This window comes from Myxococcales bacterium (assembly GCA_023898405.1).
Lineage (GTDB): Bacteria > Myxococcota > UBA727 > UBA727 > JABDBI01.
The window spans coordinates 1,552,744-1,564,624 of record CP060221.1 but is presented as its reverse complement, the minus strand read 5'-3'; the positions used below and the strand labels follow the sequence as shown (position 1 = coordinate 1,564,624).

Sequence of the window (11,881 nt, the reverse complement as noted above, 5' to 3'; positions counted from 1 at the left end):
AAAACTATCTTTTGGCCTTCACATTTTTTACCAATATTCTTCATTGGGCTATAGTTAAATAGTCGTACACTTCTACTGAAAGCAAATAAAGCAAAGCAAAAAAAGCAAAAAGTAGATAGATCTGCCCCCTTCCAACTACTAATAAAAGTGTTTTTGTAAACTCTGATCGGTGACTCTAGTAACCAAGGACTGCAAAATGAGCGATGCACAGATATGCCCTAAAAAAAATATCACAAACAAAAAAAGCCAAATTATTGATACAGATGATGCAGCAGAAAAAGAAGCGCCAAATGATGCGGACAACCTCTTTCACCTTGCAGCAGAACAACTCAATCAAGCCTTTAAGTGCGTTTCAATTGATTCGGCACTAAAAACAATACTGCTACAGCCAAAAAATGAACTTATTATCCATTTCCCTGTAAAGCTGACCAATGGAAAAATTGCCCTATTCAAGGGATACCGAGTTCAACACAATAATATTTTAGGGCCCTTCAAAGGAGGATTTCGTTACCATCAAGACGTATATCTCGATGAATGCAAGGCCATGTCCACCTGGATGACATGGAAATGTGCCCTACAAAATTTGCCTTTTGGGGGTGGCAAAGGCGGAGTTAAATTTAACCCTAGTGAGCACAACATCGAGGATATCGAGCGTATCACTCGCAGATTCACTCATTCTTTGGGTTCAAATATAGGGCCGGACTGGGATATTCCTGCTCCAGATATGGGTACAAACTCCCAAATCATGGACTGGATGATGGATACCTACAGCAACATGGTCTCAGCTTGCGACAAACAAGCTGTCAAAGGTGTTGTAACGGGTAAATCTATTGTGTGTGGCGGTACTCCTGGTCGAGAAGAAGCTACCGGACGAGGCATTGTTCATTGCATTTGCCAATGGGCTAAGGAAAAAAATTTTGATCTTGCTGGTGCTACTCTAGCTGTTCAGGGTTTTGGTAATGTAGGCTCACATACCGCGATGATCCTATCACGAATGGGCGTCAGTCTTACTGCTGTAGGGGATCACACTGGTTATTTTATTCACCCAGAAGGATTTAATCCTTATAAATTAGCTGAATATTGCCGTGTTCATCGAAGCCTTAAAGGATACCCTGGGGGGCGCGCCATCTCTCGTGAAGAATTTTTTGCACTCAAGTGCGATATTTTTGTTCCAGCTGCTACCGAATTACAAATTCGTGAAAATGAAGCAAAAACTATGCAGTGCAGGGTTGTTGTAGAAGGAGCCAATGGACCCACCGATCTTGAGGGGGAAGCGATTCTTGAAAAACGTGGCATAGACTTGATACCTGATATCTTAGCTAATTCTGGTGGCGTGGTTGCAAGTTATTTTGAATGGCTCCAAAACAAACGCAGTGAAAGCTGGGACATTTCTGATGTGCGTTCTCGTCTCGAAGCACGGATGCTCCAAACCTATCAACTTGCTTCTGAAAAATCCCGACTCGGACGAATTAATATACGAATGGCTTGTTACGCTATTGCATTAGAGCGCCTCCAAGAAGTCTATAGCCGTCGTGGAATTTGGCCCTAAGCAAATTTTTCTCATGAAAAACCAGCACAATAAAAAAATGCTGGTTTTTTGATGCGATAGCTGCCGATTAAACACTATTGAACAATCTTAAAAACCCTATATTATATCAAATGAACTACATATTTTTTAAGGCTTTCTCATGACCACAAAACCTATACTAATTTGGCCCGACCCGCAATTAAAAAAGATATCAGAATCAGTCGATGACTTTGGTGAAGAACTTCAAAGTTTGATTCGTGATATTTCTGACACCATGGATGCCGAACCCATGGCAGGCCTTTCTGCACCGCAAATTGGTGTTTTAAAACGAGTTTTTGTGATCGATATTCCCCCTGAGCACAATGAAGGCAACGGCACAAATGGCAAAGAAGTTTTCGTCAATCCTGAAATAATACACAAAGAAGGCAGTTTTTCATGGGAAGAAGGCTGCATGTCAATTCCAGGCTTTAGAGGCAAAGTGAAGCGAGCTTACACTGTAGTAATGCGCTATCAAAACGAGAAAGGTGAGCATAAGGAGCGCGAGGCTTTCTATTATTTGGGTGGTTGTTTTCAACATGAACTTGATCATCTCAATGGCATTTTGTGGGTTGACTATCAAAGTCCCTTAAAAAGAGATTTCATCAGAAAAAAATTGCAAAAACTTAAAGAACTATCCTCTGAAGAATAACCTCTATCCAAGGCCTTGCTTGCATGCTTGGCAATCCTGGAATACTAAATTCAAAAATTAGCAATGGATTATTGGTGCAGTTCTTTATGTTGAAAGGCATGTTTGGTGCTTTTGCAGCATGCACCCTTTCTAGGAGAAAATAGATGCAAGCATTTTTTTAAGTCTTACAAGCTTGCTATCAAAAAACTCGCAGAAAGAATCAAGATTTTAGAAATTTATTTTTTTTAGAAAGGTAGCGATTATGCATAGACGTCTGGCTGTTTCTCTATTTCGATACACTGTCTCGTTAATTTTTGCCCTAGCGATTGGTCTTGGCTTTTTTGTTTGGTGGGCGGTGGGCGATCAGCTTCCCACATTTTCCAAACTGGATACCGTAGCCGATAACAATGCCGTTATACCTGCAGCCAAAAATACATTCAGCATCGCTTCTTACAATATCGGTCACGGTCAAGGGGTAAAAGAACAGGCTTGGGATCATCGTGATAAGGCCACCACTGAAAAACAGCTAAACATGATTGCCAACGCGATGAGCAAAATGGATGCCGATATCTTTTTACTGCAGGAAGTAGATCTGGATTCTAATAGAACCTATCGTATTGATCAGATTGAATTTATCAAAAAAAGAACAGGACATGCCTTCCATGCTTGCGCAACGGTGTGGGAGAAAAACTATGTACCTTTTCCTTTTTGGCCTCCTGCTCATCACATAGGATATGTACGCGCAGCCAATTGCGTACTCTCGCGCTTTCCTCTCAAAAACCATCAACGCATCATTTTTGACAAACCTGAATCTTATCCCTTCTGGTACAACTGGGGCTACATCGATCGCGGAATCGAGCGCGTCGATGTACAAATTGGAGATAAAACAATCGCCTTACTCAATGTTCACTTTGAAGCCTGGGAAACCCAAGCTCGCGAAAAACAAATTCAAGAAACCAAAAAATATATGGACAGCATACATACTCCGATCATCTTAGCTGGTGATTTCAACACAGTGCTTCCAGATGCTCCTAAAAAAGATGGTTTCTTAGACGATCCTGATGCTCACTTTGATAAAGACAGCACTTTTACCTGGTTTTTTAAACATGCACCAGAGATGTACGCGATCGCACCAAAGAGCAAAAATAATAATCCATTCGATCTTTATACCTTTCCAAGCAATATGCCCGATCGGCGACTTGATCATATCTACATCAGCAAGGCTAGCCTCTCTTTCTTGGAATTTAGAGTAGTAAAAGAAGCAGAACTGGCCTCAGACCATTTACCTGTGTATGCACGTATTAAATTTTCGAAGCTTTGATAGGAAATTTTTTGTACGTTTCAAACCAGAACCTTCTTAGATATTTTTCGAACGAGGCCGCGACCTACACGAGGTACTCGTGAGAAAAAATTATGCAGCACATATCCCAAGCTTCATAAAAGTGCAGGAACAATCGATAATATTTATGAAATTTTACTAAACCATAAAGAAGTGAGACAAAAAACAGTTGGTAAATAAGTCTTATAAGTAGTTTATCGACTATTCGATCACCATCAACAAAGCACCACTGCTAACCGTTGCTCCCTCAGATGAGCTAATTGATTTCACAAGCCCCTCTTTAGGTGATTGCAATTCATTTTCCATCTTCATTGCCTCAATCACCACTATTCCCTGGCCTTCTTTAACTTCATCACCTTCACTTACCAAGTAACGCAAAACTTTACCCGGCATTGGAGATTGAATTTGCGCCAAACCCGCGTGGGAGAACTGAGAGCTCTGCGCGTCTTTCATTTTTTTGCGTCGCTCTTCAAGCATTTCAAGCCGTACAATACGCCCTCTCACTCTAATGGTAAGGCGACCATCAAGAGGATCGCTTGATTGGTCCTGATCATCTACCTCCAGATCGTAACTTTTGTTATCAATCAATGCGGTCACGATTTCAGAGGGCATTGTCTGTGCATCTACGAGATAATTTTTTCCGTCGAGCTCAACGCTATAAATTCCATCATCCCGATCATGATCATCTACTACCACTCGGTGTTCTTGACTGTCTGCAACTCCGATAAAGGTCATTTTGGCCATTGAATTTACCTTCTAAAAAATTTTGTACGGGTTCGTGGTGCGCCATTTAGAAATGCTCGCTTCCGGATTATTTTTTTTACCTATACTAATTTGGGATGAAAGTTTTTTTTCTTTCTCGAAACTGAATATGGCGGCCCCTAGCAATGCTACTATTTTATGCTCGTTGTGATACCACGTTGGAGTTTCTTTAAAATATTTTGCAATAACACTGGTATCATAGCTTCCATCAATAAAAGGCTCAAATGCCAAAATTTGGCGCAGAAACATTGTATTGGTAGTGCATCCCTTGAGCGCAAATTCCATCAGCGCTCGATCCAGACGTCGTCTTGCAATATCTCTGTTTGGTCCCCATGCAACTAATTTGGCAATCATCGGATCGTAATCTGGTGTAATTTCTGAGCCTGCATAAATCCCTGAATCAGTGCGTGTATAAGGACCTCCTGGCACACGTAAATGATTTACGGGTCCCGGAGTAGGCACAAAATCCCTGGCAGGATCTTCAGCGCAAACACGTGCTTCCATTGCCCAACCATTAAAGTTCTTAATAAAATCATAACCGCTCAGTTCTTTTCCTTCGGCAATGTCAATTTGTTCAGCGACCAAATCAAGACCACTCACCATCTCGGTAATGGGGTGCTCCACTTGCAAGCGCGTATTCATTTCCATGAAATAGAAATTTTTTTGATCATCCACCAAAAACTCAATGGTCCCAGCACCTATGTAATCGACCGCCAGCGCAGCTTTTTTAGCGACCTCAGCCATTTTTTCGCGCATCTTTTGATCCACAAATGGGCTTGGGGATTCTTCGATCAATTTTTGATGTCTACGCTGAACAGAGCACTCTCGTTCAACAAAAGCCGCAACATTGCCATACATATCTGCAAGGATCTGCATCTCAATATGGCGAGGTTTGTTGAGAAATTTTTCGATATAAACTTCATCATTACCAAAAGAATTTCTCGCTTCACTTTGGGCCATACGAAACGCTGATATAAAATTTTCTTCTCGGTCAACCTTGCGCATACCCTTGCCGCCTCCACCATAGACGGCTTTAAGCATGACAGGAAAACCAATTTCAATAGCAATTTTTTTGGCCTCGGCTTCATCTTTGACAGGAGTTTCTAATCCAGGAACAACCGGCACTCCTGCTTTTATCATAACCTGACGCGCTCGAGTTTTAGTTCCCATGGCTTCCATCGAGGAACTTTTTGGACCGATCAAAATCAACCCAGCTTTTTTCACCGCTTCTGCAAATTGAGGATTCTCTGATAAAAATCCATAACCTGGATGAATAGCATCAGCTTTTGATTTTTTAGCGACATCAATTATTTTCTCGATATTGAGGTAGCTTTCTTTAGGGCTTGCACTGCCAATGTGATAAGCTTCACTGGCAAAACGCACGTGAAGAGCTGAACGATCAGGATCAGAATAAACAGCAACTGTCTCTAGCCCCAAATCGCGACACGTACGCATCACACGCACCGCGATTTCTCCTCGATTGGCTACCAAAACTTTTTTTATTTTGCGATTCTTCATCATGAAACCTTTTTAAAGAGGAATATTGCCGTGCTTTTTCGAAGGGATTCCATCACGTTTGTTACGCAATAAATTAAGAGCCTGGCAAAAACGTGGACGCATTTCCTCAGGCAAAATTACTTCATCAATATAGCCTAGTTCCGCTGCGCGGTATGGATTTTGGAACTGCTCACGATATTTTTCACTGAGCTCTTTGAAAGCGAGTTCCTTATCCTGGGCTGAATTAATTTCTTCACGCATCACGATATTAACAGCACCCTGAGCTCCCATTACAGCTATTTCAGCAGTTGGTAGCGCAAAATTCAAATCAGCTCGTAAATGTTTAGGGCCCATGACACAGTATGCACCACCGTAAGCTTTACGAAGGATCACAGTGATTTTTGGAACAGTTGCTTCAGCATAAGCGTAAAGAAGTTTAGCACCATGACGAATTACTCCACCAAATTCTTGAGCAGTACCAGGCAAAAAACCAGGAACATCGACAAAACTTATGATGGGAATATTAAAACAATCACAAAAACGAACAAAGCGTGCAGCTTTATCGGAAGCATCAATGTCAATAGCTCCAGCTAAGACCTGAGGTTGATTTGCCACAATACCAACCGATTGCCCTTGCATACGAGCAAAACCAACAACCATATTTTGCGCAAAATATTCTTGTACTTCAAAAAAGTGACGTTCATCAACGACACACTGAATAATTTCGCGCACATCATAGGGCTTATTAGGTTGCGAAGGAACAATAGTTTTTAATTTTTCATCACGCCTTTGTGGATCATCAATGCATGATTGACTTGGTGGATCTTCAGCATTATTGAGCGGCAAATAAGAAATCAGTTTTCGCACAGCATCTAAGGCATGAGAATCATTATCAAAAGCGAAATGGGCAACGCCACTCTTCGAGTTATGTGTTACAGCCCCACCGAGTTCCTCCATAGTCACCGATTCATGAGTTACAGTTTTAATGACGTCCGGGCCGGTAAGAAACATGTAGCTAGTATCTCTCACCATAAAAATAAAATCGGTAAGCGCAGGAGAATAAACCGCCCCTCCGGCAGAAGGCCCCATTATCACAGAAATTTGTGGGATTACGCCCGAAGCTAAAGTATTGCGACAAAATATCTCGGCATAACCAGCTAAGGATTGAACTCCTTCTTGAATCCGAGCACCGCCAGAGTCGGAGAGTCCAATCACCGGAACTCCGGCTTTCATGGCAAGATCCATGATCTTGCAAATTTTTTGCGCAACTACTTCTGAGAGCGAGCCTCCGAATACAGTGAAGTCTTGTGCATAGACAAAAACTTGGCGACCTTCGATCTGCCCAAAACCAGATACCAAACCATCACCCAAAATCTTTTTTTCATCCATACCAAAATTGCGGCATCGATGGACTCGGAATCGATCCATCTCAACAAAAGATCCGGGATCAACAAGTATCTCGATCCGCTCACGAGCTGTTAATTTCCCCAAAGAATGCTGCTTTTCAATACGCGAACTACCGCCCCCTAGACGAGCCTCTCGATTCTTTACTAATAAGTTCTCGCGCAATTCCCCAATGGGATCCTTGGTATTCTTCATTACCTAAGCCTTCGGTTTGAGCAAAGAGGCTTTTTCACTTCGCCGCTGTTCACCACCCTTTATTGATGCAGTTTTCTTTTTTCGTCAAGCTTATGGCAAGGTGATTGCGCCCAAGACAAGCGAGAACTGCTATTCCAATCGTATATCTAGGACAACAATTCTCTTCTCTAAAGATTTAATTTTTTGGATGAGCTCAAAAAATAATTTGTAATATTTGTTTTAGATAAACCCACCCTGAAAAAAACCATACCAAAGTGATAATTAGCCATATCGAAAATAAAATCGACCAATAGTTCATCACTATCTTTCCACCAATCAAAAATTTTTGTTTTTCTGAAAGATTAGAAAGATAGCGAAGTGAAGTAAGCAAAAACAGGATTACGATCATGAAGTATGAACTTATGAAAAATACTTCCATGTAGATTAATTGCTTGCTGTTAAACACCGAACTGAAATTTCTATGTAAAAGCAAAAGAGCAAACAAAAGAGCTAAATAAGCAGCTATCGTATGATTGAGTGGCTGAATCTCTCTATGAAAGAGCAATAGCACGATGAAAAGAGCAACCAAAATAATTAGAAGCGGCAAACCATAAAGCACCCAAGCGTTGGTCAAGCTACTTTTTTCATTAATGCTAAAATTGAGTGCCGGAATTTTGCTGTAAAGTTCGTTACTTTCACCCTCATGAAAACTCTTTTGGAAGGCAAATTTTGTATTGAATATCAAATTATTTTTTGAACTCTCTTTTGAAAGACCAAGAAACGGGGCTTCGTGTCTAGGAGGATATGCATCGAAGTCAGGCACAAAGACTACTAGACTCGAAATATTTCTAGGAGAAACTGTCAGAGAAATTTTCTTCAAATCAAAAGGGTAATATGTTGCTTCTTCATTGACCACGACCGCTGTATGAAAGTCGTATACCCACTTTACTCCCTTTCCTATTTTGAATTTTCCCACTGGAGTAATGTCTGTTTCGATTGCTTCTTGAAAATAAAAGTTGATTGGCTTATCGCTTTCATTTTCAAGCACTTGCCAGACAATACCGGTGATTTCGACTGTTTTGTTATCTTTTGTAAAATAATTTTCCACGCGTATTCCGAATGGAATTTTTTTAGCAGAAACTTTATCTCCCAAATAACTTGTGAGAATGAGATCAGTAGAGGCTGTGTCTATCAAACCTTTTTCATTTTCATTGGTATAAAATTCGAGCTTCGATAATTTAGACCATAAAATTATTTGAACACAAGCTAAAATCAGCACAGTACATATACGAACTATAAATAAACTGCGTGATTTCCACACGAAAATCATACCGATAAACTGAAGCAACAATAATAGAATCAGAGCACATAAATAGATATTTAAACCAAACCAAGTAAAAGAAGTTGTGTCTACTAAGTTAATATCCGGAAACGAAATATAAGCTAATCGCCAGTCAAGACCACTAACATAGGAGAGCCTCAAAAATAGACTGTCATTAAAATTCTTATCAGCTATGAGCACGTTTTTATCTTTAAAATCATATCGAGCAAGAAAACGTAAACTCCCCTCATCGGTTTTAAGTGCTAATTCATCGAGGCTCTTTTTTTCGCTCACAAATCTCTGATAAGGATGAAATAAAATCGAATTATCAGAGTCAAACACGATCAAATAGCCAAAATTAGAGACAGACAACTGCCCTATTGTAGCCCTAATTTCATCCATTTTCAGGCTTGTAATCACGTATCCAATTAATTCCTGAGCGCGATTATGTATCGGTTGGCAAGAAGAAATTATCTCTGTTTGATCGCTGTCTACATAAGGTCCATTCCAACGAACTTGATCCTTTGTGCACTGAGAGAGAAAATTTTTGTAAGCTTGCAACTGATTTTTAGGTAAATTTCTTGCGTCATAAGATTGTAGCTGGAGATTTTCAGCTCGTTTTATACTCGGCCACTCCAAGTTTTCATCTAGAAATGCAACATCTATACTGTGGAGATCTTCATAATTTTTCATTAATCGTGTCAGACGGCTGTTCACAAGCCGGCGAGCTAGTTTTCCTTGACCTATGTCCTCCGCCAAAGAGCTTCCTAAAAAGTTAACATATTTAATGAGTCCAGAACTGTACGATGACATTTTATCAATTATTGATTTAGATTCATTTTGCGCCTTGTCCACAAGGCTAGAGTTGTATTGTTGGTATTTGTGAAATGAATACACACTAAAAAAAGCACCATAGCTCAAAATGATAGCTACCAATAATAAGTAGAAATATCTCTCAGAATTAAACAAGCGCTGTAAAACCAAGTTTATGAAAGTATTTAAGAAATATAAAAATAAAATTAAAACTACCAACAAACTAAAGAGAAAATAATTTGTTTGCCATTTACTAAAAAAAGATCTCTCATGATGCTGAGAAAATAAGGCTGCTCTTAAAGGAACTACGGGCTGATAAAAAATCAGATTTCCTTCATCGAGTAAGCTGTAACCCGAAACACCCTTAAGGGCTTTTGTAGCAGGAAAATTTTGGGATTCATTAGTCTGTAGGGTTTTCACATCAAATTCATGAGAAAGCTGATTTTTTTTGATCAAGACCACACCCTGGTCACTTTCAAATAACAATGAAAATTTTTCTTTTGAATTATCATCGCCACCTGAGAATTGTGTGCTTAGATCGGGAGCTTCCAGACTTAAAACAACGATCTTAGATACTTTATCTGATATAAAAACAGGACACGCTATCTTAATCCATAAAGCTTTTGGGTTTGATTTAGGAATCTCTAAACCCACTAATTGAGGTATGAGAAACTCAAATACATTCGCTAAAGAATCCTTTACCCAAAATAATTTTCCATCTGCTTCAACGCTTAGGGTGGTATTTAAACTTGTATCTACTATACTCAACCCTAATATCCCGAAATCATCTTTAAGTTGTGCATAGTTGATGTTGGCAGACTTTGCATTGAGCAACTCAATCAATTTTGGATTTTTAGCGATTCTGGTAGCTTTTTCTTTGAGTGAGGTCAGCTCTTTTTCGATGGCAATACTATTTTGAAAAAGGCTTTGATTGAAATCCTGTAATTTTTTATGTTGACTTTTTTCCTTAAAATGCACATTGAGGCGGTAGGTCACGTGAAACACCACAACAGCAAAGCACAACAAGAACAGCAGGAATTGCCATAGCTTTGGTCTCGCGGAAATAAATTTTCTGAATTTTATTGAATTTTTAAACTCCATTGCCCACCCCAGCCTTCGAAAAGATTTTCAAGCAATTTAGACCACTGTTCCTTTGGCCGTGTCGAAATAAATGGAACAGGCTCTATGGGCATTTGCGATGACCACAAGACACCGAAATCTCCCTTGTTATTTATCTGCGCTATTCTGATCGTACGCCATGCATGCTGAGTATTTGGATCAATGTAGATAACACCACTAGGAGCCAATAGAGACTGACCTTTAAGCGCTTCACGAACATCTTCTGGTTGCCAACTTTTGGCTGAAACAACCGCTTGATGCCATAAGCGAACACCGCTGAATGCAGACTCCATAGGGTCAAACACTTTTAACTCAGGATTGATTGCCTGTTTTAGGCTATCAAGAAACTCTACATTTTCCTTGCTCTTGATGCTTTGAAAATAGCTCCAGGTAGTATAATCACCCACCATTGAACCGTGTCCCAAGAGCCTCACTTCTTCTTCAGTAATACTAAATGACATGGTAGGTATTACATCTGGCGTGATACCCTGCTCACGCAGCGCGCTGAAAAATACCAGATTGGTATCTCCATTAATAAGATTTAAAATTACATCTGGTTTTAGTTTTTTGATTTCATCGATTGGCTGTCGAACATCTTTCGAACCAAGAGGCACGAACGAAGACCCGACCAACTGGCCATCAAAAGATTTTAATGTATCTTTTATTATCTCAAATGCCACACGGGGAAAAACATAATCGCTGCCAACTACATACACTTTTGGCCCATTTTGTTTAATCATCCAGGCGATGGCAGGAATTATCTGTTGATTTGCGGTCATGCCAATGTAAAATATATATTTCGACTGTTCTACGCCTTCATACTGTAAAGGATAAATAAGAAGGTGAGCATAATCTTCAACGACCTCTTTGACAGCCTTTCGCGATGAAGAAGTCCAGCAGCCAAAAATTGCTGACACTTTTTCTTTTTCAATCAGCTCTTTAGCCATTTGAGAAAAATATTTTTCATCTGAACGTCCATCTCTTACTACAGCTTCAACACTTCTTCCCAAAATCCCACCGGCCTGGTTGATTGCATCTATAGCTCGTAAGGTTGCTGCCAAAACTGGCCTTTCTACAGTTGCCATTGAACCAGTTTCAGAGTGTAACACTCCGACTTTAATCTTTTTTTTATTTTCTGCTTCAGAGCTTTTATTACAGCCCCCAAGACTTCCCCAAATTGATATTACTGCAAGTATAATTAATATTTTTTTCATACATAAAACCGCAAAACAAAAACAACAATAAATAATTTAGTAC

The 11,881-nt window shown here is 39.9% G+C and carries 8 protein-coding genes; 3 read left to right on the top strand and 5 right to left on the bottom strand.

Translation table 11 applies throughout. The features are described from left to right. Positions 1 to 196 precede the first annotated feature (196 nt). The 3 genes from H6731_07125 to H6731_07115 all read left to right on the top strand — a co-directional run bounded on the left by H6731_07125 (position 197) and on the right by H6731_07115 (position 3,516). Positions 197 to 1,549 (top strand): Glu/Leu/Phe/Val dehydrogenase, encoded by a 1,353-nt coding sequence (locus H6731_07125; protein USN50038.1) that lies wholly within the window; start codon positions 197 to 199, stop codon positions 1,547 to 1,549. Positions 1,550 to 1,688: 139 nt separating this feature from the next. Next, positions 1,689 to 2,216 (top strand): peptide deformylase, encoded by a 528-nt coding sequence (gene def / locus H6731_07120; GenBank protein USN50037.1) that lies wholly within the window; start codon positions 1,689 to 1,691, stop codon positions 2,214 to 2,216. A 241-nt stretch (positions 2,217 to 2,457) separates the two neighbouring features. Next, a complete protein-coding gene (locus H6731_07115; protein ID USN50036.1) occupies positions 2,458 to 3,516 on the top strand; it encodes an endonuclease/exonuclease/phosphatase family protein in 1,059 nt (352 codons plus the stop codon). A 219-nt stretch (positions 3,517 to 3,735) separates the two neighbouring features. On the opposite strand, the gene H6731_07110 is transcribed toward H6731_07115, so the two are convergent. The 5 genes from H6731_07110 to H6731_07090 form a co-directional block, all read right to left on the bottom strand. Continuing rightward, entirely contained in the window at positions 3,736 to 4,146 is a 411-nt protein-coding gene (locus H6731_07110; protein ID USN51955.1) for an acetyl-CoA carboxylase biotin carboxyl carrier protein subunit, read from the bottom strand. 144 nt (positions 4,147 to 4,290) lie between these two features. After that, entirely contained in the window at positions 4,291 to 5,814 is a 1,524-nt protein-coding gene (locus tag H6731_07105; GenBank protein ID USN51954.1) for an acetyl-CoA carboxylase biotin carboxylase subunit, read from the bottom strand. 12 nt (positions 5,815 to 5,826) lie between these two features. Continuing rightward, on the bottom strand, positions 5,827 to 7,392 hold the full coding sequence (locus tag H6731_07100; GenBank protein ID USN50035.1) for an acyl-CoA carboxylase subunit beta: 1,566 nt from the start codon (positions 7,390 to 7,392) through the stop codon (positions 5,827 to 5,829). A gap of 193 nt (positions 7,393 to 7,585) precedes the next feature. Further along, the gene (locus tag H6731_07095; protein ID USN50034.1) at positions 7,586 to 10,606 is read right to left on the bottom strand and encodes a hypothetical protein; all 3,021 of its coding nucleotides are present in this window, start codon (positions 10,604 to 10,606) and stop codon (positions 7,586 to 7,588) included. After that, positions 10,585 to 11,838 (bottom strand): urea ABC transporter substrate-binding protein, encoded by a 1,254-nt coding sequence (locus tag H6731_07090; protein ID USN50033.1) that lies wholly within the window; start codon positions 11,836 to 11,838, stop codon positions 10,585 to 10,587. Before H6731_07090 ends, H6731_07095 begins: the two co-directional genes overlap by 22 nt. Positions 11,839 to 11,881 lie beyond the last annotated feature (43 nt).

Bases quoted from the DNA above. Each gene is read 5' to 3' on its own strand.
- H6731_07095 (USN50034.1), bottom strand. From the start codon at position 10,606: ATGGAGTTTAAAAATTCAATAAAATTCAGAAAATTTATTTCCGCGAGA.
- H6731_07105 (USN51954.1), bottom strand. From the start codon at position 5,814: ATGAAGAATCGCAAAATAAAAAAAGTTTTGGTAGCCAATCGAGGAGAA.
- H6731_07090 (USN50033.1), bottom strand. From the start codon at position 11,838: ATGAAAAAAATATTAATTATACTTGCAGTAATATCAATTTGGGGAAGT.
- def (USN50037.1), top strand. From the start codon at position 1,689: ATGACCACAAAACCTATACTAATTTGGCCCGACCCGCAATTAAAAAAG.
- H6731_07100 (USN50035.1), bottom strand. From the start codon at position 7,392: ATGAAGAATACCAAGGATCCCATTGGGGAATTGCGCGAGAACTTATTA.
- H6731_07110 (USN51955.1), bottom strand. From the start codon at position 4,146: ATGCCCTCTGAAATCGTGACCGCATTGATTGATAACAAAAGTTACGAT.
- H6731_07125 (USN50038.1), top strand. From the start codon at position 197: ATGAGCGATGCACAGATATGCCCTAAAAAAAATATCACAAACAAAAAA.
- H6731_07115 (USN50036.1), top strand. From the start codon at position 2,458: ATGCATAGACGTCTGGCTGTTTCTCTATTTCGATACACTGTCTCGTTA.